Source organism: Pseudomonas sp. P8_229 (genome assembly GCF_034008635.1).
Taxonomy (GTDB): domain Bacteria; phylum Pseudomonadota; class Gammaproteobacteria; order Pseudomonadales; family Pseudomonadaceae; genus Aquipseudomonas.
In genome coordinates, this window is record NZ_CP125378.1 from 3691584 (window position 1) to 3717869 (window position 26286).

A 26286-nucleotide genomic window follows, 5' to 3' on the forward strand; every position below is an offset into this window, starting at 1 on the left:
CTAATGGAATTGAATAATGCAAACTAATACCGTACTCAGTATTGCAGAGCGACTGGAACGCTTGAACAATTATAATATAACTGCCGACCAGCTTGTTTTGGCCCCGCGCAGTTTTTCCGGTGTAACAGCTTTTGATGTCGAGCAGCCAGATCAGGCCGCGATCGTAGGTGAAGCTATTATTGCTTTCGTGTCGGGCATGTCCGAACAGAATCAGGCAGACGTTCGCAATACCTATCTTTTTGCGACCCTGGTGGCTAACCAGGAACATCCTTTGGAAAGCCAGGGCAAGGAGTGGTACAAAACTTTTCTGACAGTCATGCAAGACTGTGGTTGGGCCATTCTCAAGGGATATTACGACTCTACCCAAGCATCCGGTAAAAGCTTCACGATGGACCAGCTTGCCCTGACCATTCTCGGCTCCGCCGCAGCTGCGGCCGCCCTGCCGGGTCCAACTTCGGCGCTGTTGCTGAAAGTGGCAACCGATGCAATGGCGTCTCTGCAAAACTCCGAGAAACCTCTTCAGGTTTTCGACAAGAATGTCAAAAACAAGGCTAACGGTGGTTTCGCGGTTGGTTCGTGCATTGAAACACCGGATAAGGAAGTCATCCTGACAATGGGCGCTGTGCGCTTTATTAATCGGGTTAATCAAACCAAAGTGCTGTTCGTCAACTGGGATAGCAGTTCGGTAGATCTATATAAAGGTGAGTCTCATATGACGATGGTTCCATTTATCATCGCCAAGACGCGCGATCTCATTTCCGGTGCGTTGGGTGATCGTGCAGTGACTAATGTAAGTAGGTGGGCTCTGAAGTTAAAGTAAGTCAGTAAGTTCTTAAGATCTAATCAAAGCATGTGGTGGCTGTTTTCAGTCGCCGCGTGCTCAACTCGAGGAGTTGTCCAGTGCAGGAAAAGTATGCAATTTATCGAAATGCCGGCGCATTGGTTCTGCTGTCGTCAAGAATGACCGAGCAGGAAAAACAGGATGTACAACATTCCCTCCTGTTTGCCCAACTGGTTGCCACCAATATGTTCCCGCTAGACAGTGAGCAGGATAACTGGTACGCGACCTGGCAGCAGGTTTTGAAGGACAACTGGCTGGAGAAAAGCTGGAAATCGTTCGAGCTCACTCCGCCACGCAAATCCAGTGACACAGCCATGACGAGGCTGGTGGACTATATGGAGGGTGGGCTCGAAAGTGCCGACAAGGGCACGTTGGTGCCAGTCCTGAAAGACATTGTCGGGCGGTCGGCTGCAGACCCGCTCATCGAGTCTCTGCACGAGCGGGTTCAGCAGTCGATCGAACATGACCCGGCGGACGAACCAGGCTTCGGCCGATTTCGTTTCTTGCTCATCGTCGCGCAACCTGGCCCCCGGATCAACGCGACATACATGACATTGAAGTCATCGGTAGTCGGCGCAATCAATCCGTACTCTCAGATTTTTACTGCTGCCAATGTTTCGGGGCTGGTAGAGCAATACTTCCTGCAACTGGATCTTGCTCCGCCACTCTTCGATCCGATCCGCGAAATTCTCGCGGGGCACGTGTTGCCATACATGGACTTGATCGAAATGGTTACTGACGGTCAGGTGGATGAAAAGCTGTAGGCACGCGCAGGCTGATCAGGATGTTTGCGCAGTACTTCGGTTCTGCTGATCGCGCTGGGCCACCCAGTGTTCGATCAGCTCGCGCAGTTGCGACAGCTCCACCGGTTTGGCCATGTGCCCGTCCATGCCAGCCTGGCGTGCGCGCTCTTTGTGCTCGGCGAGGATGTGCGCGGTCAGCGCTACGATCGGTGTGCGGATGCGCTGGTTGCTGACTTCCCACGCGCGCAGTTGCTGGGTCGCCGAGAAGCCATCGAGAATCGGCATTTCGCAGTCCATCAGCACCAGATCGTAACGTTGCGCCTTCATCGCCTGCAGGGCTTCTTCGCCGTTGCTGGCAGTATCGGGCTGCAGGTTGAGCTTGCCGAGCATGCCGCGAATCACTTTGGTCGAAATCGTGTTGTCCTCGGCGACGAGGATGCGGAAATCGCTCGGCACCTTGGCTGCTGTGGCGGGCGTGACCACTTGCGGCTGGAACACCACCTGACCCTTGTTGCGCTGATTCAATTCGTCGGCGAGCGTGGTCTTGAGCGTATAGCCGGCCACCGGTTTGGCGAGGATGCGCTTGATCCCGGAGTTGCGCGCGATGATCTTGCTCGGCGCGTTGCTGATGCCAGTGAGCATGATCAGCAGGATGTCGTGGTTCAGGCTCGGATCTTCCTTGATCTTGGCCGCCAGTTGCATGCCGGTCATGCCGGGCATGTTCTGATCGAGCAGCACTACGTCGAAGTAGTCACGCAGGTGTGCCTTGGTACGCAGCAGCGCCAGCGCCTCCTTGCCCGATGGCACAGCGCTGACGTTCAGACCCCAGGCGCTGCATTGCTGCACCAGCACCTTGCGGCAGGTGTCGTTGTCGTCCACCACCAGCACTCGCGCACCCTGCAACGGGCCGTCGAGGTCGGAGGTCGGGTGTTCGAGACGGTCGGGGTCCAGCGGCAGGGTCAGCCACAACGTGCTGCCCTGGTTGGCGCCGCTCTTGATGCCGAACTCACCGTGCATCAGGCGAATCAGTTGCCGGGCGATTACCAGCCCGAGGTTGCCGCCCAGACGGTTGGCCGAGAGGAAGTGCTTGCTGTGCAGTTCGGCGTGCATCAGCGCATCGCGCTCCTCCGCATCCATCGGCTGCCCGCTGTCTTGCACGGCGATGCGCAGGCGCGGTTTGACGCTGCGCTCGTCGAGGGCGACGACGATCAGCACTTCGCCTTCGTCGGTTTTCTTCAGGGCATTTTCCAGCAGGCTCAGCAGGGTCTGGCGCAGGCGCGTCGGGTCACCGCTGATCACGCGCGGCACCTGCGGCTGGATGAAGCTGATCAGCTCGACGTTCTGCTGTTCGGCCTTGGCCCGGTAGATGCTCAGGCAATCGTCGATCAGGGCGTTGAGGTCGAATTGCACGTCGTCCAGTTCGATCTGCCCGGATTCGAGTTTGGAGATGTCGAGGATCTCGTTGATCAGGGTCAGCAGCTCGTTGCCGGCGCTGTGGATGGTCTGCACATAGTCGCGTTGCTTGACCGACAGCGGCGTGCCCAGCAGCAGCTCGGTCATGCCCAGCACGCCGTTCATCGGGGTGCGGATCTCGTGGCTGATCTTGGCGAGGAACTCGGCCTTCGCGTTGATCTCGGCGTTGCTGGCGGCGAGATCGCGGCTGATGCTGAAGCGGCTTTCGGTGATGCTGCGCTGGCGCTCACCCAAGGCGATGCTCATCAGCAGGCCGCTGACGCAGATGAACGCCATCAGGGTCATGATCAGGCCTTGCGGTGCGACCAGGGTCAGCCCCAGCAATGCCGGCAGGATGATCAGCGTACCGATGTTGAACACCACCATCCCGGCAACGAACAACCGCGCCGGACGGTAGCCTTTCTGCCAGTGATAGAAGCCGACCAGCAGCATGCTCAGACCGGCGAGGGCCACCAGTGCATAGGTGATGATGTTCAGCGGCAGGGTGTTGACGAACAACAGCAGCAGGCTGCAGATCACGATGAACAGAATGTCGCCCAGCAACAGTTTGTTCAGCGGGTGCGGGCCGAGCGGGGCGAAGAAGCGCAGGGCGAACATCAACCCGGCCGGGGCGGTCAGCAGTAACGCCAGATAGGCGCCCGGGGTCTGGATCGCGTGCCAGTTCGGCAGCCAGGGCCCTGCGAGGTTGAGCAGCAGCAACAGGCTCAGGCCCAGCAGTCCTTCGCAGACGGCCAGCCACAGGCTGCTGCGCGAGCGGGAATAGGCGTAGCGCACAATATTGTGCAGCAGCAACATGCCGAGGCAGCCGAACAGCAGGCCGAAGATCAGCGTCTGGTTTTGGTTGGCGGCACTCATCACCGCCGATTGCAGGGTGATGTGCGGGCGCAGATGATGGTCGGAAACCATCCGCAAATAAACGTCGAGGGATTTGTCGCTTTGCGGTAGCGGCAGCAGGAAATCGCTGCTCGGCAGCGGCCGTTCGACCTGCGGCTGGTGGGTGCCGGAGATCCGTTGCTCGATCAGCTTGTCGCCGTCCAGCACGTAGAGACTGAGGTTGGACAGGTCGGGGGCGAAGATCCGCAGCACTTGTTCGTGCTTTCCCGGCGCCAGTCTGAAACGCAACCACAGTGCACCATCGGGCTCGGCGGCCGTGAGGCGGTCCAGTTCGATGGGGCTGAATTGATTGGTGTAGCGAGCCGAGCGGATGTCGCTCAGTTGCAGATTGCCCTGATCGTCAAGCAATACCGACCAGCCACTGCCTTGTGCGGCCTGGGCCGGAAGCATGCAGAGCAAGGTCAGCAACGTGACGGTTAAACTTATGGCAATCCTGAGCCAGCGCACGGCGAAATCCCTTCGTAGGTTGATGCCAGAATATAACGATGCGCGGCGGCGGAACAGCCCGGCGAGGGACTGCATCCCGCGCCGGACTTGAAGGACAGCTTATTCCTGGGTTTCGCCACGTTCACGGGCAATGGCGCGGTAGCCAATGTCCTTGCGGTAGAAGCAGCCTTCCCAGTCGATGGCGGCGGCCAGCTTGTAGGCTTGCTGCTGGGCTTCGCTCACGCTGGCGCCCATGGCAGTGGCGCAAAGTACGCGACCACCGGCAGTTACCACGTTGCCATCTTTGAGCGCGGTACCGGCGTGGAAGACTTTGCCTTCCAGGTTGGCGGCTGCGTCCAGACCGTTGATCGCTGCGCCCTTGGCGTAGTCGCCCGGGTAGCCACCAGCGGCCAATACGATACCGACGCTCGGGCGCGGATCCCACTGCGCTTCAACCTTGTCCAGCGCTTGCGCGAGGGCGGCTTCGACCAGCAGCACCAGGCTCGACTGCAGACGCAGCATCACCGGTTGGGTCTCCGGGTCGCCGAAGCGGCAGTTGAACTCGATGACTTTCGGGTTACCGGCCTTGTCGATCATCAGACCGGCATACAGGAAACCGGTGTAGACGTTGCCTTCTTCAGCCATGCCGCGAACGGTCGGCCAGATCACCAGATCCATCACACGCTGGTGCACGTCGGCAGTGACCACCGGGGCAGGGGAGTAGGCACCCATGCCGCCGGTGTTCGGGCCGCTATCGCCGTCGCCGACGCGTTTGTGGTCCTGGCTGGTGGCCATCGGCAGGACATTCTTGCCGTCGACCATGACGATGAACGAGGCTTCTTCGCCGTCGAGGAATTCTTCGATCACCACGCGCGAACCAGCGTCGCCAAACGCATTGCCGGCGAGCATGTCACGCACGGCGTCTTCGGCTTCGGCCAGGGTCATGGCCACGATCACGCCTTTACCGGCGGCCAGGCCATCGGCCTTGATCACGATCGGTGCGCCTTTTTCACGCAGATAAGCCAGGGCTGGCTCGATCTCGGTGAAGTTCTGGTAGTCGGCGGTCGGGATCTTGTGGCGGGCCAGGAAATCCTTGGTGAACGCTTTCGAGCCTTCCAGTTGTGCAGCACCGGCAGTCGGACCGAAGCAGTCCAGGCCACGGGAGCGGAACAGGTCGACCACGCCAGCCACCAGCGGCACTTCCGGACCGACGATGGTCAGGGAAACGTTTTTCTCGGCGAAGTCGGCCAGTTGCTCAAGGGCCAGCACGTCGATGGCGACGTTCTCGCACTTGGCTTCAATCGCGGTGCCCGCGTTGCCCGGCGCGACGAAAACCTTCTGCACGCGCGGATCCTGAGCCACTTTCCAGGCCAGGGCGTGTTCACGGCCACCGCTGCCAATGATCAAAACATTCATTTCAAAAACCTCGGATGACGCTAATTCTGTAGGGGCTGCGTACCCACGCAGAGCGTGGGCACGATCAACAGTGGATCGTGTACTTAGTGGCGGAAATGACGCATACCGGTGAACACCATCGCGATGCCGGCTTCGTCGGCAGCAGCAATCACCTCGGCATCACGCATCGAGCCGCCCGGCTGGATCACCGCAGTGATCCCGACCTTGGCGGCATTGTCCAGACCGTCGCGGAACGGGAAGAACGCGTCCGAAGCCATTACCGACCCGGCCACTTGCAGACCGGCGTGCTCAGCCTTGATCGCGGCGATACGTGCCGAGTTCACGCGGCTCATCTGGCCGGCGCCGACACCGATGGTCTGACGGTTCTTGGCGTAGACGATGGCGTTGGATTTAACGTACTTGGCGACTTTCCAGGCGAAGATCAGGTCGTTGATTTCCTGTTCGGTCGGTGCACGCTTGGTCACCACTTTCAGGTCGTCGGCGCTGATCATGCCGATGTCGCGGCTCTGCACCAGCAGGCCACCGTTGACGCGCTTGTAGTCCCACGCTGCTGCGCGGTCTGTCGACCACTCGCCGCAGGCCAGCAGGCGCACGTTGGCTTTGGCAGCGACGATGGCGCGGGCTTCTTCGCTCACGCTTGGGGCGATGATCACTTCAACGAACTGACGCTCGACGATCGCCTTGGCGGTCTCGGCATCCAGTTCACGGTTGAAGGCGATGATGCCGCCGAACGCCGATTCGGTGTCGGTGGCGTAGGCCAGTTCGTAGGCCTGACGGATGCCGCCTTCGGCGTCCGGGCTTACGGCCACGCCGCACGGGTTGGCGTGCTTGACGATCACGCAGGCTGGCTTGACGAAGCTCTTCACGCATTCCAGCGCGGCGTCGGTGTCGGCCACATTGTTGTACGACAGCTCTTTGCCTTGCAGTTGGGTCGCGGTGGCGATGCCGACTTCGGCAGGCTTGGCTTCAACGTAGAACGCCGCGCTCTGGTGCGGGTTCTCGCCGTAGCGCATTTCCTGCGCCTTGATGAACTGGCTGTTGAAGGTGCGCGGGAATTCGCTGCGGCCTTCGGTGCTGAGGGTTTCAGCGGCCTGGTTCACGGTGCCCATGTAGTTGGCGATCATGCCGTCGTAGGCGGCAGTGTGTTCGAAGGCCTTGAGCATCAGGTCGAAACGCTGCGCGTAGGTCAGGCCACCGGCTTTCAGGCCTTCCAGGACGTTGGCGTAGTCACTGGCGTTGACCACGATCGCCACGTCTTTATGGTTTTTCGCCGCCGAACGGACCATGGTAGGGCCGCCGATGTCGATGTTTTCGATCGCGGTCGGCAGGTCGCAGCCTGGCTTGTTGATGGTGGCTTCGAACGGGTACAGGTTGACCGCAACCAAGTCGATCGGCTTGATGCCGTGCTCGTTCATGACGGCATCGTCGATACCGCGACGACCGAGGATCCCACCGTGGATTTTCGGGTGCAGGGTCTTCACCCGGCCGTCCATCATTTCCGCGAAGCCGGTGTAATCCGCGACTTCCACTGCGGCAACACCGTTGTCGCGCAGCAGCTTGAACGTCCCGCCGGTGGAGAGGATCTCGACGCCCAGGGCTTCAAGCTCCTTGGCGAATTCGAGGATCCCGGTCTTGTCGGAAACACTGATCAAGGCGCGGCGGATCGGCAGGCGGGTAGTCTGGTCGGTCATCTCAATTTCCATCAAAAGCAAGGGAAGTCAGCAAAAAAGGCGACCGGTTTTACGCGGGCGCCTTTCTGGTTTGATTGAATGCTTACAGCAGATCGTACTGCTTGAGTTTCTTGCGCAGCGTGCCGCGGTTGAGTCCCAGCAGCTCACTGGCCTTGGTCTGGTTGCCCTTGACGTAGTTCATCACGCTTTCGAGCAGGGGAGCCTCGACTTCGGAGAGCACCAGGTTGTACACATCCGTGACGGACGCGCCCTCAAGGTGGGCGAAATAATTGTGCAGCGCCTTCTCGACACTCCCGCGAAGGGTCTGACCTTCTTCGCTCGGGGTATTGAGGTGCTGTTTCAAATTCACGTTGTCGCTCACGGGTGTTGTTCCACTCACTAAAGTCTCGGTCATCATCGTCATGCGGCCACCCCTTCTTCGTCCCCTGTCAGGCTCTTGTAACGCTCGGCGAAGAACTCCCGAACGTTGGCGCATTGTGTTTCCGTACCATCCAAACGATTGAAGTGGGCGCGAAACTCCCTGGCGCCCGGCAAGGTTGCGAGATACCAGCCCACATGCTTGCGGGCAATACGTACGCCCATCACGTCCCCATAGAAGGCGTGAAGTGCGGCCAGATGCTCCAGCAGGATGCGTTCCACTTCGATCAGCTCCGGCGCCGGCAATTTCTCGCCGGTACGCAGGAAGTGTTCGATCTCACGAAAAATCCATGGCCGCCCCTGGGCAGCCCGGCCTATCAGCAGGCCATCGGCACCGGTCGCGTCGAGCACGTAACGGGCCTTTTCAGGCGAATCGATATCGCCATTGGCAAACACCGGAATCGACACCGCCTGCTTGATCGCGGCAATCGTGTCGTACTCGGCAACACCTGTGTACAGATCGGCGCGCGTGCGGCCATGCACTGCCAGCGCCGTAATGCCGGCCTGCTCGGCGATCTTCGCCACGGTCAGGCCGTTCTTGTTGTCGCGATCCCATCCGGTGCGGATCTTCAGGGTTACCGGCACATCAACCGCCGCCACCACGGCGTGCAGGATCTCGGTAACCAGTGCTTCATCCTTCAACAACGCGGAGCCGGCGGCCTTGTTGCAGACCTTCTTTGCCGGGCAACCCATGTTGATATCAATAATCTGTGCGCCCAGTTCGACGTTGGCCCGGGCCGCGTCCGCCAGCATCTGCGCGTCGCCACCGGCAATCTGTACCGAGCGTGGCTCGGGATCGCCTTCGTGGATCATGCGCATGCGCGACTTGCGGGTATTCCACAGGCTCATGTCACTGGTGACCATTTCCGAGACTACAAGCCCTGCGCCCAAACGCTTGCACAGCTGACGAAAGGGCTGATCGGTGACCCCTGCCATCGGGGCGAGAATCAAACCGTTCTGCAATGTATATGGGCCGATGCGTACCGCCGACATAGGACTTCCCTGAAGTGGGGCCGGATCATGAGAGTTCGAAAAAGGGTTGGCATGATACCCGCTCTCGATGACTGGATAAAGGCTGAATTGAACAAAATCTGAACAGTTATTCTGTTATTACCAGCGGTTTGGTTGGCGGGCGCCCAGTCAGAAAACTGCCGTCAAACCTGAAGCGCTGCAGCCGTTCACTCGGGGGAGTGGAAACTCAGGCTGTAATTCACCGCTTTGGGGCCTGGATCAAGGATATCCAGCGCGATGTGGATCGGCGTCTGCGGCGGCATTTCCGCCAGGCCTTCGAGGTCGCCGTTGAGGTATTCGCCGGGTTTGAAGCGACGACTGGCGATCAGGTGGCCATTGAGATCGGCGAAGCGCAGCTCCAGCAGCGGGAATGGCTGGGAGAACGTCGCGCGGTTATAGATGATCGCGTCGACCACCAGTGCGCCGCTGAATTCGGGATGGCTGCGCACCACCAGATTGCTGCTTTTGATTTTGCCAATGTCGACCTTGGACGGCACCGTGCAACCGATCTCTGGACAGAGTTGCTGAAACCACGGGCGGTACTGATCCTGTCGCGCCAGTTCGTCGAAGTGGTAGGCGACGTACTGACCGGCGAGACCTGCAGCGGCCAGCAGCACCAGCAAACTCCAGAGCAGGCGCCGTCCCCAGGGTGAACGGCGCTTCTGCCAGTCGAGTTGCAGCGGATCGTCGGTCAGGTCCTGCAGGACTTCGGCGCGAACTCCGGGCTCTGCCCGGTCGCGTTTTTTGCGCAGCGGTTCGACCGACGGCAGGTCATCGTCATCGGGTTCGGCGCTGGCTGACAGGCGCTCGCGGCGGGCATTCGGATCGATTGGGTCGTGCAGGCGCAACTGCGGAATCGGCGGTTCGTCGTCCAGGTCCACCGGCTCCAGCGACAACGATGGCTCGGTGCGTGCGGTTTTTTCCGGTTCCGGTTCGATGATCTCGGGTTCGATTTCATCTTCGTGCTCAGGCAGGCGCTCATCATCGCGTGCGCTGAACAGGCTGTCGCGCCACACCGTTTCATCGGCTTCGGGGCTGTCACGCCGGGCGCTCAGGGAATCTTCACGCTGACGCCCGAATTCGGTGGTCGGCTGAATTTCCCGTTGTTCGAGGCGGGCCAGTTCTTCGTCCAGGTCCAGGCTGTCGAGATCCAGCTCGCTGGCGCTCCATTGCTTTTGGCTGATGGCGCGTGGTGCGGGTGGTTCGACGATGGCGGTCGCTTCGACCACCGGTGGCTCGCTGACTGCAGGTTGCGCCTGAGGCGGTTGCACGATGGCCGGAGCCACTGGCGTGACCGCTTCCTTGCCGGCGTGTTGTTCGAGCAGCTGTTTGGCGGCGTTGAACACTTGCAGGCAGGAGCCACAGCGAACCACCCCGCGGGCCACGCTCAATTGAGCATGGCTGACGCGGAAGCTGGTTTGGCAATGCGGGCACTGGGTGACGAAACTGTCGGTCATGCGGCGATCCGGTTTATGCAGGCGGACATTCTAGCGCCGACGGCCGGTGATACGCACCCAGCCATCGCGATTGGCGATCGGGTCCAGATCGAAGTCCTGGGCATAGGCAGCAGCGACTTCTTCGCCCTGTTCGGCGAGGATGCCGGACAGCGCCAGGCGACCACCGGATTTGACCAGGCTGGACAGTTGCGGTGCCAGGGACACCAGCGGGCCGGCCAGAATGTTGGCGACCAGTACGTCGGCTTTGACCTGCGGCAGGTCTTGCGGCAGGTACAGCGGGAACAGCTCGTCGGCAATATTGTTGCGCCCGGCGTTGTCGCGCGAGGCTTCCAGCGCCTGCACATCAATGTCGGTGCCGACGGCTTCTTTCGCGCCGAGCAGCAGGGCGGCGATGGCCAGAATCCCCGAGCCGCAGCCGAAATCCAGCACGTTGCAGTCTTTCAGGTCCTGACCGTCGAGCCATTCCAGGCAGAGTGCGGTGGTCGGGTGCGTGCCGGTGCCGAACGCCAGGCCCGGGTCCAGCAGCAAGTTGACCGCATCAGGCTCAGGGGCGGCGTGCCAGCTCGGCACGATCCACAGGCGCTGACCGAAGCGCATTGGCTGGAAACCATCCATCCAGCTGCGTTCCCAGTCCTGGTCTTCGATGACTTCGCTGTGGTGCTCGGGCAATGGGCTGCCGGTCAGCAGTTCCAGATGCGCCAATACCGGCGCGGCTTCGGTGCCGCCCTCGAACAGGGCCAGCAGGTGAGTGTGCGCCCACAGCGGGGTGGTGTTGAGTTCCGGCTCGAAGATCGGCTGATCTTCGGCGTCCATGAAGGTCACCGAAACGGCGCCGACTTCAAGGAACGCGTCTTCGTAGGTTTCGGCTTGTTCCGGGCTGATGGCGAGACGTACTTGCAGCCAAGGCATGGCGGGCACCTTTGAAAAAATATGAATGCAGCCTAGCGGCCAGCGAGAAGCGCGCAAGTTTACGCGAGCGCAGAGCTTTTGTGGGAGCTGCATTGCACCCTGTGGGAGCGGGCTTGCTCGCGAAAGCGGTGTGCCAGACAAATAAATGTATCTGATACACCGCATTCGCGAGCAAGCCCGCTCCCACAAGGGGGATTTGAAACCTGCAAAAACAACAAAGCCGCCCGAAGGCGGCTTTGTCAGGTGCGGGCGTAAAGCTTAGTGCTTCTCGCCAGCCAGCTTGTGCTCGAGGTAGTGAATGTTCACACCGCCTTTGCAGAAGCCTTCGTCGCGAACCAGATCGCGGTGCAGCGGGATGTTGGTCTTGATCCCGTCAACCACGATTTCGTCCAGGGCATTGCGCATGCGGGCCATGGCTTCGTCGCGGGTGGCGCCGTAAGTGATCAGCTTGCCGATCAGCGAGTCGTAGTTCGGCGGAACCGCATAGCCACTGTACAGGTGCGAATCGACGCGAACGCCGTTGCCGCCCGGGGCGTGGAAATGCTTGACGGTACCCGGGCTCGGCATGAAGGTTTTCGGGTCTTCAGCGTTGATCCGGCACTCTAGCGAGTGACCGCGGATAACCACGTCATCCTGAGTGAACGACAGCTTGTTGCCAGCGGCGATGCTGAGCATCTCCTTGACGATGTCGATACCGGTGACCATTTCCGAAACCGGGTGCTCCACCTGAACACGGGTGTTCATTTCGATGAAGTAGAAACGACCGTTCTCGTACAGGAACTCGAAAGTGCCGGCGCCACGGTAGCCGATGTCGATGCACGCCTTGACGCAGCGAGCCAGAACTTCTTCGCGAGCCTTCTCGTCGATGCCCGGTGCCGGCGCTTCTTCGAGAACCTTCTGGTGACGACGTTGCAGCGAGCAATCGCGGTCGCCCAGATGGATGGCGTGGCCTTGGCCGTCAGAAAGAACCTGGACTTCCACGTGGCGCGGGTTAGTCAGGAATTTTTCCAGATAGACCATCGGGTTGCCGAACGCCGCGCCAGCTTCGGTGCGGGTCAGTTTGGCGAAGGCGATCAGGTCTTCTTCCTTGTGCACCACGCGCATGCCGCGACCACCGCCGCCGCCAGCGGCTTTGATGATCACCGGATAGCCGACTTCACGGCCGATGCGCAGCGCCGTTTCTTCGTCTTCCGGCAGTGGGCCGTCAGAACCAGGAACGGTTGGCACGCCTGCTTCGATCATCGCGTGCTTGGCCGATACCTTGTCGCCCATCAGGCGAATGGTGTCGGCTTTCGGGCCGATGAACGCGAAGCCGGAGTTCTCGACCTGCTCGGCAAAGTCGGCGTTTTCCGCGAGGAAACCGTAGCCTGGGTGAATGGCAGTAGCGCCAGTCACTTCAGCAGCCGCGATGATTGCCGGGATGTGCAGGTAGGAGTGCGCGGCAGAAGCCGGGCCGATGCAGACGGATTCGTCTGCCAGACCCAGGTGCATCAGCTCTTTGTCGGCCTTGGAGTAAACGGCGACGGTCTTGATGCCCATCTCTTTGCAGGCACGCAGAATCCGCAGGGCGATCTCACCGCGGTTAGCGATCAGAACTTTTTCCAACTTCGCAGTCATCAAAGGCTCTCCGCAGTTCAAACGATGGTGAACAGCGGTTGGTCGTACTCAACCGGCTGGCCGTCTTCGACGAGGATGGACTCGATCACACCGCTGGTTTCAGCTTCGATGTGGTTCATCATCTTCATGGCTTCGACGATGCACAGAGTGTCGCCTTTCTTCACGGTCTGGCCGACTTCAACGAAGGACGGCGAGGTTGGCGAAGATTTGCGATAGAAGGTACCGACCATCGGCGAACGGGCAACGGTGCCGTTCAGCGCTGGCGCAGCAGGGGCAGCCGGGGCTGCAGCAGCAACCGGAGCAGCAGCGGCAGGTGCAGCGACCGGTGCCTGCATCGGAGCCGGCGCGTAGTACTGCTGAGCCGGGGTCTTGCTGTGGCGGCTGATGCGTACGGACTCTTCGCCTTCCTTGATCTCGAGCTCGTCGATGCCGGACTCTTCCAGCAATTCGATCAGTTTCTTAACTTTACGGATATCCATGAATCATCAACTCCCAAGGGTCGGTCAGGGGCGTTTAACGCTTGTAGTTCAAGTCGTTGCCTGTGTTTCAAGCTGTTCTAGTGCAGCCTCCAGGGCCAGTCGGTAACCGCTGGCGCCAAGGCCGCAGATCACTCCCACCGCTACATCGGAGAAGTAAGAGTGATGGCGGAAAGGTTCGCGTTTGTGCACGTTGGACAAATGCACTTCGATGAATGGGATGCTCACTCCCAGCAGCGCGTCACGTAATGCGACACTTGTGTGTGTAAAAGCTGCTGGATTGATCAGAATGAAATCCACACCTTCGCCGCGGGCGGCGTGGATGCGGTCGATCAATTCGTACTCGGCATTGCTTTGCAGATGCAGCAGGTGATGGCCGGCTTCACGGGCGCGACGCTCCAGATCCTGATTGATCTGCGCCAGGGTCGTTGAACCGTAAGTGCCGGGTTCGCGGGTGCCGAGCAGGTTCAGGTTGGGGCCGTGCAGCACCAGTAGGGTTGCCATCTGCGTTGTCCTTGTTATGGGTGAGCAATGTTCAGAACCCGGCGACTATGCCGCAAAGACTTTGTGACTGTCCAGTTCTATGCAATAGCCGGCACGATGGCCGATGTTTGCGCGAAATTTGTGACTGAGTCATTTGATCCGGTCATTTGTGGTGTCTGGACTGACACCTTCGCGAGCAGGCTCGCTCCCACCTTGGAATGCATGCTCCTGTGGGAGCGAGCCTGCTCGCGAAAGCGATCTGTCAGACGCGAAAGGCCTGAACGGCGGTATGCAACTGCCCGCCCAATACCAGTAGGTTCTCGCCCTGTTCGCGACCTTCGCCAATGCGCAGCAGGTTATCCCCACCCAACTGATGGATCCGTTCACTGTGGTCGCGAATCTCGCTGACCGCGTCACTTTGCTGCGCGGTCACGTCGGCAATGCGGATCGCCGTGTCGGAAATGGTCTGAATGGCGCCGACGATTTTATCCAGCGCGCCGTCCGCCGCTTGCGCCTGATTGGCCGTGGCTTCGGCGTGTTCGACCTGCGCGCGCATGCCTTCGACCGATTGTCGGGCGGCGCTTTGCAGGCCGGCGATGAGGGTCTGGATTTCTGCCGTGGCGCCAGCCGTGCGTTGTGCCAGTGAGCGCACTTCCTCGGCGACCACGGCAAAACCACGGCCCATTTCCCCGGCCCGCGCCGCTTCGATTGCCGCGTTGAGCGCCAGCAGGTTGGTCTGGTCGGCGATCGAGCGGATCACCGTCAGCACGCCACCAATGGTCGCCGACTCTTCGGCGAGGTGCTCGATCATCTGCGCGTTGCCTTGTACTTCACCGACCAGCGCATGCAGGCCAGTGAGGCTCTGGCCGATCACGGTTTGCCCGTGCTCGACGGCCAGCCCGGCATGACGACTGGCGTCCGCGGCCTGACGCGCATCGCCGGCGACTTGCTGAATAGTGGCTTCCAGTTCGCCCAGAGAATCGCGAATCAGCGCGGTGTCCCCGGCCTGATGCTCGGCGCCCGTGTGCAGGTCGTTACTCAGTTCGGCCAGTGTGCGACTGCTGCCTGCGACCTGTTCGGCGTTGCCGCGAATCGTGCCCACCAGATCCACCAGGTACGCGCGCAGTCGATTGAGCGACGCTTCGATGTCGTGCAGTTCGCGGTTGGTTTTGCCCAGATCGATATCGCGACTGAAATCACCCTCGGCCCAGGTCGACAGCGCCGGGGCAAGGTTGGTCAGGGTGCGGGCCAGGCGCCGCTGCAAGGTGTCGATCAGCAGCGCGATCAGCAGGATCAGGCCGATCATCACGCCTTGCATCAGCCGCACTTCGCCCTGGATCTGCCCGTGCTGAGCACGCACCACAGGCTCGAGGCCGGCAATGGCCTGCTGCACGGCGGCGATCTTCTGGTGCGTCGCGGTGCTCAGGTCGGTGCGTTTCTGGATCAGTTCGCGGGTGCGTTCCAGCTCCGCCGGGTAACGCCCCAGCAGGCTGTTGAGTTCGCGCTTGAGGCCGACGCCGGCGTCTTCGGCAGCGGCTTTTTCGCTGCTTTCGATACCCATCATCGCGGCGAAGTCATCACTGCCGGATTCGTTCCGGGCAACCACACCGAGCAGGGGCAGGGCGTCGATAGCTTGGGCCTGGGTACGGAGGCTGGCGACTTCACGCTCGACCTCGGCGGCCAGTTCACTGCGGCCGCTGCTGACCAGTTTGTCGCGGGCCAGCGACAGCTTGCCCAGATGCTGGGACGCGGTGAGCAGCGGCGTCAGGTACGTCGCGTTACCGTTGGCGTAGGTGTTGAGTTGGTCGAGGCTGGCGCTCAGTTCGCGTTCGGCCTGCAGCAGCAGCGCCTGGGGATCGCCGGCCAGTTTGCCGGCCGCGAGCAGGTCGGTCTTGCTGAACTCTTCAAGACTCGACAGGCTCGGGCGCAGGGTCTCGGCCAGCGCCGGCGGCAGTTCGCCGAGCTCTTTCTGCAAACCGTCGATGGCCTGGCTGGCACTGCTCAGGCGCAGGGCGTCGCCGCTGGCAAGGTAGTCCTCGACATTGCGCGCCACCTCATTCTGAAATTGCTGCGACAGACCCAGATAGCGCTCCATCAGCAGATACGGACGCTCCAGGGCTTTTTGCGACCACCACAGCGTCGCGCCGAGGGCCACGCAGACGGCGACCAGCAGCAGAGTGTTGAGATTGGTGAGCAACTTCAGGCGCATGACGGCTACCAACGGCAGAAATGGTAAGCGACTGAATTTATTGCGGTTCTGTTACAGGGTTATGACCGAATCGGTGGATTCCGATGAAAAAGTGGCACTTTGCTTTGAGTCGCGCGCGGTCTGCACCCGGTTGCGTCCGGCACCCTTGGCGCGGTACAGCGCTTCGTCGGCCTGGCTGGCCATCATCAGGCTGTCGGAATCCTCGCGCATTTCCACCACGCCGGCACTGAAGGTGCACCACAAATCCTGCGGCTGCGCAGGGTAGTGGATTTCGGCGAAGCGCTGGCGGATCTCGTCGAGCACTTTGTGCGCGGCTTCTATATCGGTGTCGGGCATGACGATGGCGAATTCTTCGCCGCCGTAGCGGCCGATGAAATCGGTCTTGCGCAGGCGTTGCTTGAGGAATAGCGCGAGGCTCTTGATCACCCGGTCGCCCATCGGGTGACCGTGGCTGTCGTTGACCCGTTTGAAGTGGTCGATGTCGAGCATGGCAAAGCTCAGCGGTTTGTTCTCGCGGCGCGCGCGGAACGAACAGTCTTCGAGCAATTGCAGGATGTGCGTGTGGTTGTACAGCCCGGTGAGACTGTCGCGGACCATCCGTGCCTTCAGATTGCGCGCACGGGCGGCGCGGTTGCGCACGGTGGTGATCAGGTGCCGTGGCTTGATCGGCTTGGTCAGGAAGTCATCGCCGCCTTCGCTCATGGCGTCGAGTTGCTTGTCCAGATCGTCCTCCGCCGACAAGTAGATGATCGGTACGCTGACATAACGGTCGTTGTGGCGGATGACCTTGGCCAGCTCGGTGCCGGTGCAGGCCGGCATGTACATGTCGAGGATGATCAGGTCCGGCTGGAAATCCGCCAGCTCGGCCATCGCCTGGATCGGTTCGATCAGGGAGCGGGTGACGATCCCGGCGCTGTTGAGCAGGCGTTCGGTGTGCAAGGCCTGGGCGCGGGAATCGTCGATGATCAGCACTTTATAAGGTTCGTACTGGGCGACGCAGGTGAGGACTTCGATCTTCTCCAGCAGGCTCGACGCTTCGAGGGTGCCGGTGAGAAATTCCTGGCCCCCGGCGCGTACCGCCGCGAGGCGGGTCGGGGTGTCGGTTTCGTGCAGGCTGAAGAACAGCAGCGGCAGCGGTTCTTCCAGACCCACTTGCGCTTCGGCGGCGAGTTGCAAGCCGACGCCGGCACCGCTGAAGTCCACGTCCATGACGATCGCAGCCGGCAAACGCTCGACCATCGAGGAGCGAAACGCCGACACGCTGTCCAGCGCCTGGGCGGTCAGCCCGAAGAATTCCAGTTGCTTGGCCAGCCGCTCGGCGCGGTCATGATCCTGCAGCAACACATAGATCGGCTTGCGCAGCGGTGGCAGAAATGTCTGGTCGAGTTGATCACCATGACGCAGGCCGGTGCGCGACAAACGCTGCATCAAGCGATTGAGGTCGGTGATCAGGCCACTGCTCAGGCGGCCGCGATTGGCATCGACGGCGTCCAGCGACTGGCTGATGTGGTGGGCCAGTTGTGTGTGCTCAGGCTGCTCGAAACGTTCGGCGAAACGCAGCAGGCGCAGGTTGGCCTCGCTCAGTTCGGCGAGGTCGGCAGTGGACCACTCACTGCGTTGCAGGCGTTGCCATATCTCAAGAATCTGACGTGCCTGATGAATTACCCGCTGGGCAAAGTGGTGCTTGAGGCGCTCACGGCTGGGGTCTTCTGGCTCGGTCATATCCTGACTACTAGTTAGGGTGCATGCTGAGATCGACTGGTGGCTCTATGCTAGCACCTCTTTTCCCTTATATGAGTGTCGTGCGTCAATAATCTGCGGCGCTGCACAATTCAGTTTCTGACCGAGTGGTATCAGATTGGACCTGCTCGTTGTTAATCCCCCCGAAAACCGGACATGTGATGCTACTTATCCGGCGGAAAAGCTTTTTTAAGCAACGCGACAGCACACACTCGCGCGCATCTGTAAATGCTTTGTCCAGACCTTCATTGATGACAGTGCGTCAGGGAAACCCTTAGAAAAATCGCCGGTCGATGCTGCGCCTTGCGCCGATTTTCTGCTTCTCTTCAATGGCGGGTGCCGGCCTCGGCACGTTGTTGTATGGTTGTGGTCGAACCGTTGAACCCAAGTGATTGAAAGGATATCGCCATGCTGGACTGGAAGAACCGCGCGGGCAGCGCGCCTGAACGTGCCGCTGAGCCGAAGTCGGCCGCCCGCAGCTATGTGGGCGGGCTGTTGTTCAGCCGCGCGCTGGCCACGCTGATCGGCATTTACCTGCTGGTGACCATCGGCCTGGGCTGGTACTGGAGCCAAGAGCCGGCGCTGTTTCCGGTGGCGCAAAGCGCCCAGGCGGCCGCCGAGAAAGAAGGCAAGCAAATGGTCGTCGGCTACACCACGGTCGAAACCCTCAAGACCGTTGCCGGTACTTTGCTGAACAAGCCGGGCGGCTACATTTCCAACGACCGTTTCCCGCCGGGCTTGTGGATGGACAACACACCGAGTTGGGAATACGGCGTACTGGTGCAGGTCCGTGACCTGACCCGTGCCCTGCGTAAAGACTTCGCCCGTTCGCAGTCGCAGTCGGCCGAAGACGCCGATCTGGCCAAGGCCGAACCGCGTTTCAACTTCGACAACAAGAGCTGGATCCTGCCATCGAGCGAGTCGGAATATCAGGAAGGCATCAACTCCCTGAGCCGTTATCAGGCGCGCCTGTCTGACCCGACGCAGAAAAACGCCTTGTTCTACGCCCGTGCCGACAACCTGAACAACTGGCTGGGCGATGTCGGCACCCGTCTGGGTTCGCTGTCGCAACGTCTGTCGGCCAGCGTCGGCCGGGTGAAACTCAACACCGCGCTGAAAACCGAAGTCCCGGCCGTTGGCGAAGTGCCGCAGGTTGACGAAGAAGTCGTCGAGACCCCGTGGATGCAGATCGACAACGTATTCTACGAAGCTCGCGGTCAGGCCTGGGCGTTGTCGCACCTGTTGCGCGCCATCGAAGTCGATTTCGCCGATGTGCTGGCGAAGAAGAACGCCACCGTCAGCGTGCGCCAGATCATCCGTGAACTGGAGGCTTCGCAGGAGCCGGTCTGGAGTCCGATGATTCTCAACGGCAGCGGCTTCGGCGTATTGGCCAACCACTCGCTGGTCATGGCCAACTACATTTCCCGGGCCAACGCCGCAGTGATCGATCTGCGTCAGTTGCTCAATCAGGGCTGAGTCATGGTCGATAGCGCCAAAGAGGCGGCCCACCGCGCCGCCTCCGATGCCGAACAAATCGCCTGGGTCGACGAGCAGGACAACCTGCTCGGCGCTCTGGTGCGGGCTGATTTGCGTGAGCGCGGGCTGATCGGTCGCGGCACCTACATCATGTTGTTCAACTCCGCCGGTGAGCTCTGCGTGCACCGACGCACCTTGAGCAAGGCTATCTATCCCGGTTATTGGGACGTGGCGGCGGGCGGCATGGTGCAGGCTGACGAGACCTACGCCGAGTCGGCTGCCCGTGAGCTGGAAGAGGAGCTGGGCGTGAGCGGGGTGGAACTGACCGCCCACGATCATTTCTACTTCGAAGACACTGGCAATCGCCTGTGGTGCTCGGCGTTTTCCGCAGTGTGGGACGGCCCGTTGAAACTGCAGCCGGAAGAAGTGCTGGAAGCGCGCTTCATTCCAGTTGCGCAGGTGCTGTTGGAGATCGAACAAAAGCCTTACTGCCCGGACTCTTTGGCAGCCTTGAAGCGCTATCTGAAGGCTCAGCAAAGCGACGTCGCAAAGAACACATGAATTGGCGCCGATTGGCTCTTAGCAATTGCGCTTTTTGCCGTTACACTGCGCGACCTTTTCAAGCTGTGCCGGCCTGCTTTTGCAGGAGCATCCGGTGCAGTAGCGCTGCCCCTGCCTGAGTGGGGCTTCGCGGTCGATAACCTTGCCCAAGGTTGCGATCAGTCTTTGTCCTCCCAAGAGGATTGCCGGTGGCCAAAAAAGCCGCATCCTTCGCCGCCCTTGGTGGCCTGGTATTTTCCACCGACGCAGGTCGTCATTGCCCGGAATGCAGTCAGCCGGTGGACGCCTGTATCTGCAAACAAACCGTGATCCCTGCAGGCGACGGCATTGCCCGCGTGCGTCGCGAGAGCAAGGGCCGTGGCGGCAAGACGGTGACCACCATCACCGGCGTGCCGCTGGCCGAAGACGCCCTCAAGGAGCTGGCGACAACGTTGAAGAAACGTTGCGGCACCGGTGGGGCGTTGAAGGACGGGATCATCGAAATCCAGGGCGATCATGTCGAGCTACTCTTGGCAGAGCTGATCAAGCACGGTTTCAAGGCGAAGAAGTCCGGCGGCTAGCAGCCTCTGTGAAAACCACCTGCGGCTTGATCCGGTGTTGAAATGCTCAGCGCCGGCGTCGTCTCCATGGTTTTCACAGAGCCTGTTCATACCGGTTTCTAAACTACACGCTGTCAGCGCGGTCTACCGCGGCGCTGACGAACCGTCATTTTCATTCTTTAGACTGCGCCGGCCTGAGATCAGGCGACGCACTATGACTTCTTTATAGGGGACTTCGATGTCCGTACGACGCACACGCAAAGACGATGGCAGCCAATGGACAGTTGCGGACAGCCGCAGTGTTTACGGGATTCGCCATTGGGGGGCCGGGTATTTCGCGATCAATGACGCCGGTCGCGTCGAAGTTCGTCCGAACGGCCCGAGCAGCTCGCCTATCGACCTGTTCGAACAAGTCGACCAACTGCGCAAGAGCGGCTTGTCCTTGCCGTTGCTGGTGCGTTTCCCCGACATCCTGCAAGACCGCGTTCGTCAGCTGACCGGTGCTTTCGACTCGAACATCGAGCGCCTGGAATACCAGAGCAAGTACACCGCGCTGTACCCGATCAAGGTCAACCAGCAAGAAGCGGTGATCGAGAACATCATCGCCACCCAGAACGTTTCCATCGGTCTGGAAGCCGGCTCCAAGCCTGAACTGCTGGCGGTGCTGGCACTGGCGCCGAAGGGCGGCACCATCGTCTGCAACGGTTACAAGGACCGCGAGTTCATCCGTCTGGCGCTGATGGGCCAGAAGCTCGGCCACAACGTGTTCATCGTGATCGAGAAAGAATCCGAAGTCGGTCTGGTGATCGAAGAGGCCGCCTCGCTCAAGGTCAAGCCACAGGTCGGCCTGCGCGTGCGCCTGTCGTCGCTGGCTTCGTCGAAGTGGGCGGACACCGGTGGCGAGAAGTCCAAGTTCGGTCTGTCGGCGGCGCAACTGCTGTCGGTGGTCGAGCGCTTCCGCGCGGCCGGTCTGGATCAGGGCATTCGCCTGCTGCACTTCCACATGGGTTCGCAGATCGCCAACCTCGCTGACTACCAGCACGGCTTCAAGGAAGCGATCCGTTACTACGGTGAGCTGCGCAACCTTGGCCTGCCGGTCGATCACATCGACGTCGGCGGCGGTCTGGGTGTCGACTACGACGGTACTCACTCGCGCAACGCCAGTTCGATCAACTACGACATGGACGACTATGCCGGTGTCGTGGTCGGGATGCTCAAGGAGTTCTGCGACGCGCAGAGCCTGCCGCACCCGCACATTTTCTCCGAAAGCGGCCGTTCGCTGACCGCGCACCACGCGATGCTGGTAGTGCAGGTGACCGACGTCGAGAAGCACAACGACGAAATCCCGCAGATCGAAAACAAGGAAGCGCTGCCGGAAACCGTGCAGTGGCTGGTTGACCTGCTCGGCCCGACCGACATCGAAATGGTCACCGAGACCTACTGGCGCGCCACCCACTATATGAGCGACGTGGCTTCGCAGTACGCCGATGGCAAGCTGACCCTGGCCGAAAAAGCCCTGGCCGAGCAGTGCTACTTCGCCGTGTGCCGTCGCCTGCACAACTCGCTGAAGGCGCGTCAGCGTTCGCACCGTCAGGTGCTCGACGAACTCAACGACAAGCTGGCCGACAAGTACATCTGCAACTTCTCGGTATTCCAGAGCCTGCCGGACACCTGGGCGATCGACCAGGTACTGCCGATCATCCCGCTGCATCGTCTGGATGAAGAGCCGCTGCGCCGGGCGGTGCTGCAAGACCTGACCTGTGACTCTGACGGCAAGATCAACCAGTACGTCGACGAGCAGAGCATCGAGACCAGCCTGCCGGTACACGGTCTGAACGAGGGTGAAGACTACCTGCTGGGTGTGTTCCTGGTCGGCGCCTATCAGGAAATCCTCGGCGACATGCACAACCTGTTTGGTGACACCGACTCGGTGAACATCTACCAGAACGCCGATGGCAGCGTGTACCACGCCGGTATCGAAACCCACGACACCATCGAAGACATGCTGCGTTACGTGCACTTGTCGCCGGAAGAACTGATGACCCACTACCGCGACAAGTGCGCCAGTGCCCGCATCAGTGCCAGCGAGCGCACGCAGTTCCTCGATGCCTTGCGTCTGGGCCTGACCCGCTCCTCCTACCTGTCTTCCTGAGAACAGGTGCGCTCCCGCCGGGTTGTCTGAAGTTTTTCCGCAAACTGCGGAAAACTCGGATAACCCGGTGGGACATCTCCCAAAATCCTCGCGAAATGTTTGGCTAACTGCATCAGGAAAGTCATCCGGTCTGCTTTTCGCGTAGGTCATTTCCTAAGTTGTACTTCAGCTCTCTACTCGGCCATGGCTCTCGGCGAGAATCCCCGGCCGCCCCTCCTGTAGAGATCCGCCCATGTTCGATTCAGTCAACGAGCCGTCGTTTCGTCTCGATGTAGCGGGGCTTTCCGACCCCTTCGAGGTGCTGGCCTTTACCGGAAGTGAGGGCATCAGCGAACCCTTCGCCTTTGACATCGACCTGTTGGTCGATGACCCGCACCTTGACCTTGCCAGCCTGTTGTACCGCTCGGCCTTCCTGCAGTTCGGTCCCTTGAACAATGGTCTGAACGGCCAGTTGCAGGGTGTCGTCCAGCATGAACACGGCGAGGGTTCCCGGCTGTGTCGGGTGACGCTGGGGCCGAAGCTCAGTTGTCTGGAGTTACGCTTCAGTCAGCGGATTTTCAGCAGCCAGAGCGTGCCGCAGATCCTTGCGCAGGTGCTCAAGGAACACGGAATTATCGGTGTGCAACGACGCTTCGATCTGCACCGCGAATACCCGGTACGGACCTTTTGCACCCAGTACCGCGAGTCGGATCTGCAATTCGTGCAGCGGCTGTGCGCGCAGGCGCGAATCCACTACTACTTCGAGCACAGGCCTGACGCACACTGTCTGGTTTTCGCCGATGATCCGGCGCGTCTGCCCGTGGCTGACGTGGCGTCTGTGGACAATGGCGCCAAGCCGGCGGTGCGTCGCTGGCAGGTACAAGTGGAGGCACAGGATGTGCCCGAGCGTGCTGCCGGAACCCGCATGGCCGAAGGCCGCAGCGACCTGCCGACCTTGCGCAGCGCGCAGTGGCTGGCGCTGGCCGGCCACCCGTTTGCCGAGTGCAACCGCCGCTGGTTGCTGAGCCGGATCGAGCATCGCGGTGATCCTGCCAGCGATCCGTCTTACAGCAATCGGCTGTTCGCCGCAGCCGAGGCGCCACTCCCCACATCCGTGAGCATTTGCGCGAGGCCGCGCATGTACAGCCTGCAACGGGCCTGGGTGGTGACGGTCGACGAGCCACAACCCGATCAACTGCGGCCGGTGGCCGTGCAGTTTGACTGGCTTTATCAGGGGGAGGGCGCTGCTGCCAGCCACTGTTGGCTACCCCTCGCTCCGGCATTGAGCGATACGTCGCTGGCGTCGCTGCGCGAAGGTGTCGAAGTGGTGGTGAGCTTTCTGGAGGGCGATCCGGATCGGCCGGTGATCAGTGGTTTCCTGCAGGAATCGGCAGTGCTCGAAGGCGAACATGAGTCTTCGCCTCCCGTGCTGCCGGACGATTTGCCCAGCGCAGGCCTGACACAATGGCTCGAGTCTGGCGAACCCATGCTGCTGTTGTGTCTGATCCCCGGTGGTGGCAGTTACAACCACTGCGCGGCGTCAATCTGTAGTTGCCGGCTGCTCGCGTCGCTGGATCAGGGCGGCGCCACTTGAGCGGCGTCGGGTTTGCCCAGCAGGTGAATTGGCTGTTGCTCGACGGCGCCGATGCCCGGCAGGCGCTGACGACACTGGGTCAGGGGTTCGCCGGGGTGCGTTGCTCGCGGTTGTTCGATGGCACCGAATTTCAAGCGGTGAGTGAGCACGGGCCGCTGCTGGTCGATCTGGACGGTTGTCCGGCATTGGCCGCGCTGTGTCACCGGGATCCGCAGACCTGGCGCGGTCTGCTGTTGGCCAGTGAGGCCTCTGAGCAGAGCCTGCTGAGTCATCTGCGGCGAATGCTGACGGTTTCCTTCGAGCCCAACCACCGTGCCTTGCTCGGGTACTACAACCGCCAGACGGCCAGTTACTTCTTCGATGCCTGTGACGCCAGTGACTTGAGCCGCTGGCTCGGGCCGATCGACCTGTTGCGCTGGTTCGGCGGCACCTGGGCCGACTTTGCCATCGGCAGTCAGGGCTGGCAGCAACTGCGTAATCCGCAGTGGGCGGTGGAGCCGCTGGGAATCGATGAAAGTCTCACCCGTCGTCAGCGTGAGCGCTTGCAAAGCTGTCTGCTGGAACAGCACATCTGGCGCTGGTGCCAATCGGCGGCAAGCAACTACCCGACGATGGCTTCCCACGTTCAGCAGGGGCTGGCGCTGGGGTTTCGCGAAAGGACGCTGCTCGACGACTGGCTGTGGCTACGCTTGCAGCATCCGCGCGGACCATTACTGCCCGTGCCGGACGGATTGAGTGCGCCAGCGCGACTCGAACAATTGCGCCAACTCTGGCAACGCGATCAACCCTGAGAATGGTTACCGCTGAACCAGCCATCTTTACGCCGCAGCCACAGGGCCAGTGCGCCGAGGGTCAGGCTGCGTAATACCATGAACAACAGGAAAGTTATCCACAAGCCGTGATTGCCCAGCCCCTGCAATGCCCAGGCGAACGGCAACAGCAGCGCGACGGTCAGTAGCATGCCGTTGCGCATTTCCCGGGCGCGGGTGGCGCCGATGAACAGGCCGTCGAGCAAGTAACTCCAGACGGCAATCAACGGCAGCACGGCCAGATACGGCAGATAGACGAACGCGGTGTCGCGCACGCTCTGGATATCGGTCTGCATTTCGATGAACAAATGCCCGGCCAGCAGAAACAACGCGGCAAAACCGAGGCTGGCCAGCAATGACCAGCCCCCGGCCACCACCAATGAGCGACGCAGGGCCAGGCGATCACGGGCGCCAATGGCGTGTCCGCATAAGGCTTCGACCGCATGCGCCAGCCCGTCCAGTGCATGGGCGGTCAACAGCAGGCCGTTGAGCAGCAGGGCATTGGCCGCCACCGTGGCATCGCCGAGCCGCGCGCCTTGCACGGTGATCAGGAAAAACACCGATTGCAGCGCCAGGCTGCGGATGAAAATGTCGCGATTGACCGCCAGCAGCGGGCGCCAGCTCTGCCACACCTTCAACGCCGCCCAGGCGATGTGCCCGGGATAGGCGCGCAATGCGCCGCGGGTCAGCCACAGGCCGAGCAGGGCGCCGCTCCACTCGGCAATCACCGAAGCCCGGGCCGAACCGACCACGCCCCACTCAAGACCAATGACGAACCACAGGTTGAGGGCGATGTTGATCAGGTTGGTGCTCAGCAGAATCGCCAGCGGTGCCCGGGCGTTCTGGGTGCCGAGAAACCAGCCGACCAGGGCATAACTGGCCAGCGCTGCCGGCAGTCCGAATAACCGGGTGTGGAAGAAGTCGCGGGTCAGTTGATCGAGTTCCGCCGAGGGCTGCATGAAATGCAGGGCCACGCCGCTCAACGGCACGCCCAATGCTCCGAGCACGATCGCCAGCCCCAGCGCCAGCAGCAAGCCCTGCAACAGAATCTGGCGCAACGCCGCGCCATCGCTGCGCCCGGCGGCTTGGGCGGCAAACCCGGTGGTGCCCATGCGCAGAAAGCCCATGGCCCAGGCGAGAAAGGTGTAGAGACTGGCGCCGACTGCCACGGCGCCCAACTGATGGGCGTGGGGCAGGTGGCCGATGACGGTGCTGTCGACCAGCGCCACCAGCGGCACGGAAATATTCGAAAGTATCATCGGCGCGGCGAGCGCCCAGACCTTGCGGTGAGTCGGGCGGTCGCGCCAGTCGGCAATCAGGTTGGACATGCGGGCTCCTTGGGGGAGCGGGGATTGTAGCGATTCATCTGGTTC

Annotated in this window: 21 protein-coding genes; 8 read left to right on the forward strand and 13 right to left on the reverse strand. The window is 61.1% G+C overall.

Annotation, left to right across the window (positions count from 1 at the left end; genetic code table 11):
- The first annotated feature begins 16 nt into the window (after positions 1 to 16).
- Positions 17 to 820 carry a hypothetical protein gene (locus QMK55_RS16640; protein WP_320329589.1) on the forward strand — a complete coding sequence of 268 codons (804 nt, stop codon included), beginning with the start codon at positions 17 to 19 and terminating at the stop codon, positions 818 to 820.
- 80 nt (positions 821 to 900) lie between these two features.
- Positions 901 to 1605, forward strand: a complete 705-nt coding sequence (locus QMK55_RS16645; protein WP_320329590.1) for a hypothetical protein — start codon at positions 901 to 903, stop codon at positions 1603 to 1605.
- A gap of 15 nt (positions 1606 to 1620) precedes the next feature.
- Here QMK55_RS16645 and QMK55_RS16650 read toward each other — a convergent pair whose 3' ends face one another.
- From QMK55_RS16650 to gcbA, 12 genes are all read right to left on the reverse strand, one after another.
- Positions 1621 to 4398: a hybrid sensor histidine kinase/response regulator gene (locus tag QMK55_RS16650; protein WP_102354386.1), complete on the reverse strand. Its 2778-nt coding sequence runs from the start codon at positions 4396 to 4398 to the stop codon at positions 1621 to 1623.
- 99 nt (positions 4399 to 4497) lie between these two features.
- Complete coding sequence (gene purD / locus QMK55_RS16655; RefSeq protein ID WP_102354387.1) at positions 4498 to 5793, reverse strand: phosphoribosylamine--glycine ligase; 1296 nt, start codon at positions 5791 to 5793, stop codon at positions 4498 to 4500.
- A gap of 83 nt (positions 5794 to 5876) precedes the next feature.
- Positions 5877 to 7484: a bifunctional phosphoribosylaminoimidazolecarboxamide formyltransferase/IMP cyclohydrolase gene (purH, locus tag QMK55_RS16660; protein ID WP_102354388.1), complete on the reverse strand. Its 1608-nt coding sequence runs from the start codon at positions 7482 to 7484 to the stop codon at positions 5877 to 5879.
- An 82-nt stretch (positions 7485 to 7566) separates the two neighbouring features.
- A complete protein-coding gene (fis, locus tag QMK55_RS16665; RefSeq protein WP_002555375.1) occupies positions 7567 to 7887 on the reverse strand; it encodes a DNA-binding transcriptional regulator Fis in 321 nt (106 codons plus the stop codon).
- Positions 7884 to 8894: a tRNA dihydrouridine synthase DusB gene (dusB, locus tag QMK55_RS16670; protein WP_102354389.1), complete on the reverse strand. Its 1011-nt coding sequence runs from the start codon at positions 8892 to 8894 to the stop codon at positions 7884 to 7886. The genes fis and dusB overlap by 4 nt, the downstream gene beginning before the upstream one ends.
- A gap of 185 nt (positions 8895 to 9079) precedes the next feature.
- Positions 9080 to 10369, reverse strand: a complete 1290-nt coding sequence (locus QMK55_RS16675; protein WP_320329591.1) for a DUF3426 domain-containing protein — start codon at positions 10367 to 10369, stop codon at positions 9080 to 9082.
- Positions 10370 to 10399: 30 nt separating this feature from the next.
- Positions 10400 to 11278, reverse strand: coding sequence for a 50S ribosomal protein L11 methyltransferase (gene prmA, locus QMK55_RS16680; protein WP_320329592.1), 879 nt, complete (start codon positions 11276 to 11278; stop codon positions 10400 to 10402).
- Positions 11279 to 11536: 258 nt separating this feature from the next.
- Positions 11537 to 12895 (reverse strand): acetyl-CoA carboxylase biotin carboxylase subunit, encoded by a 1359-nt coding sequence (gene accC / locus QMK55_RS16685; protein WP_077570780.1) that lies wholly within the window; start codon positions 12893 to 12895, stop codon positions 11537 to 11539.
- Between the two features lie 17 nt (positions 12896 to 12912).
- Positions 12913 to 13374, reverse strand: coding sequence for an acetyl-CoA carboxylase biotin carboxyl carrier protein (gene accB / locus QMK55_RS16690; protein ID WP_320329593.1), 462 nt, complete (start codon positions 13372 to 13374; stop codon positions 12913 to 12915).
- 48 nt (positions 13375 to 13422) lie between these two features.
- A complete protein-coding gene (gene aroQ / locus QMK55_RS16695; RefSeq protein ID WP_025111759.1) occupies positions 13423 to 13875 on the reverse strand; it encodes a type II 3-dehydroquinate dehydratase in 453 nt (150 codons plus the stop codon).
- Between the two features lie 241 nt (positions 13876 to 14116).
- The gene (locus tag QMK55_RS16700) at positions 14117 to 16063 is read right to left on the reverse strand and encodes a methyl-accepting chemotaxis protein (protein ID WP_320329594.1); all 1947 of its coding nucleotides are present in this window, start codon (positions 16061 to 16063) and stop codon (positions 14117 to 14119) included.
- A 51-nt stretch (positions 16064 to 16114) separates the two neighbouring features.
- Positions 16115 to 17785, reverse strand: a complete 1671-nt coding sequence (gene gcbA, locus QMK55_RS16705) for a diguanylate cyclase GcbA (RefSeq protein WP_102354394.1) — start codon at positions 17783 to 17785, stop codon at positions 16115 to 16117.
- Between the two features lie 426 nt (positions 17786 to 18211).
- On the opposite strand from gcbA, the gene QMK55_RS16710 reads away from it, so the two are divergent.
- From QMK55_RS16710 to QMK55_RS16735, 6 genes are all read left to right on the forward strand, one after another.
- Positions 18212 to 19279 carry a DUF2333 family protein gene (locus QMK55_RS16710; protein ID WP_102354395.1) on the forward strand — a complete coding sequence of 356 codons (1068 nt, stop codon included), beginning with the start codon at positions 18212 to 18214 and terminating at the stop codon, positions 19277 to 19279.
- A gap of 3 nt (positions 19280 to 19282) precedes the next feature.
- Complete coding sequence (locus QMK55_RS16715) at positions 19283 to 19840, forward strand: NUDIX hydrolase (protein ID WP_102354396.1); 558 nt, start codon at positions 19283 to 19285, stop codon at positions 19838 to 19840.
- Between the two features lie 188 nt (positions 19841 to 20028).
- On the forward strand, positions 20029 to 20400 hold the full coding sequence (locus QMK55_RS16720; protein WP_016984929.1) for a translation initiation factor Sui1: 372 nt from the start codon (positions 20029 to 20031) through the stop codon (positions 20398 to 20400).
- Positions 20401 to 20617: 217 nt separating this feature from the next.
- Complete coding sequence (speA, locus tag QMK55_RS16725; RefSeq protein ID WP_025111754.1) at positions 20618 to 22531, forward strand: arginine decarboxylase; 1914 nt, start codon at positions 20618 to 20620, stop codon at positions 22529 to 22531.
- Positions 22532 to 22763: 232 nt separating this feature from the next.
- Positions 22764 to 24104: a type VI secretion system Vgr family protein gene (locus QMK55_RS16730; protein WP_320329595.1), complete on the forward strand. Its 1341-nt coding sequence runs from the start codon at positions 22764 to 22766 to the stop codon at positions 24102 to 24104.
- Positions 24101 to 24895: a DUF4123 domain-containing protein gene (locus tag QMK55_RS16735; RefSeq protein WP_320329596.1), complete on the forward strand. Its 795-nt coding sequence runs from the start codon at positions 24101 to 24103 to the stop codon at positions 24893 to 24895. The genes QMK55_RS16730 and QMK55_RS16735 overlap by 4 nt, the downstream gene beginning before the upstream one ends.
- Here QMK55_RS16735 and QMK55_RS16740 read toward each other — a convergent pair.
- The gene (locus tag QMK55_RS16740; RefSeq protein WP_102354399.1) at positions 24886 to 26241 is read right to left on the reverse strand and encodes an MATE family efflux transporter; all 1356 of its coding nucleotides are present in this window, start codon (positions 26239 to 26241) and stop codon (positions 24886 to 24888) included. The two genes, QMK55_RS16735 and QMK55_RS16740, sit on opposite strands and share 10 nt — an antisense overlap.
- Positions 26242 to 26286 lie beyond the last annotated feature (45 nt).

Excerpts from the sequence above, each read along its gene's own strand:
- gcbA (WP_102354394.1), bottom strand. The coding sequence starts at position 17,785 with ATGACCGAGCCAGAAGACCCCAGCCGTGAGCGCCTCAAGCACCACTTT.
- QMK55_RS16710 (WP_102354395.1), top strand. The coding sequence starts at position 18,212 with ATGCTGGACTGGAAGAACCGCGCGGGCAGCGCGCCTGAACGTGCCGCT.
- speA (WP_025111754.1), top strand. The coding sequence starts at position 20,618 with ATGTCCGTACGACGCACACGCAAAGACGATGGCAGCCAATGGACAGTT.
- QMK55_RS16715 (WP_102354396.1), top strand. The coding sequence starts at position 19,283 with ATGGTCGATAGCGCCAAAGAGGCGGCCCACCGCGCCGCCTCCGATGCC.
- QMK55_RS16640 (WP_320329589.1), top strand. The coding sequence starts at position 17 with ATGCAAACTAATACCGTACTCAGTATTGCAGAGCGACTGGAACGCTTG.
- dusB (WP_102354389.1), bottom strand. The coding sequence starts at position 8,894 with ATGTCGGCGGTACGCATCGGCCCATATACATTGCAGAACGGTTTGATT.
- QMK55_RS16730 (WP_320329595.1), top strand. The coding sequence starts at position 22,764 with ATGTTCGATTCAGTCAACGAGCCGTCGTTTCGTCTCGATGTAGCGGGG.
- aroQ (WP_025111759.1), bottom strand. The coding sequence starts at position 13,875 with ATGGCAACCCTACTGGTGCTGCACGGCCCCAACCTGAACCTGCTCGGC.
- accB (WP_320329593.1), bottom strand. The coding sequence starts at position 13,374 with ATGGATATCCGTAAAGTTAAGAAACTGATCGAATTGCTGGAAGAGTCC.
- QMK55_RS16675 (WP_320329591.1), bottom strand. The coding sequence starts at position 10,369 with ATGACCGACAGTTTCGTCACCCAGTGCCCGCATTGCCAAACCAGCTTC.
- QMK55_RS16700 (WP_320329594.1), bottom strand. The coding sequence starts at position 16,063 with ATGCGCCTGAAGTTGCTCACCAATCTCAACACTCTGCTGCTGGTCGCC.
- accC (WP_077570780.1), bottom strand. The coding sequence starts at position 12,895 with ATGACTGCGAAGTTGGAAAAAGTTCTGATCGCTAACCGCGGTGAGATC.
- purD (WP_102354387.1), bottom strand. The coding sequence starts at position 5,793 with ATGAATGTTTTGATCATTGGCAGCGGTGGCCGTGAACACGCCCTGGCC.
- prmA (WP_320329592.1), bottom strand. The coding sequence starts at position 11,278 with ATGCCTTGGCTGCAAGTACGTCTCGCCATCAGCCCGGAACAAGCCGAA.
- QMK55_RS16740 (WP_102354399.1), bottom strand. The coding sequence starts at position 26,241 with ATGTCCAACCTGATTGCCGACTGGCGCGACCGCCCGACTCACCGCAAG.
- purH (WP_102354388.1), bottom strand. The coding sequence starts at position 7,484 with ATGACCGACCAGACTACCCGCCTGCCGATCCGCCGCGCCTTGATCAGT.
- fis (WP_002555375.1), bottom strand. The coding sequence starts at position 7,887 with ATGACGATGATGACCGAGACTTTAGTGAGTGGAACAACACCCGTGAGC.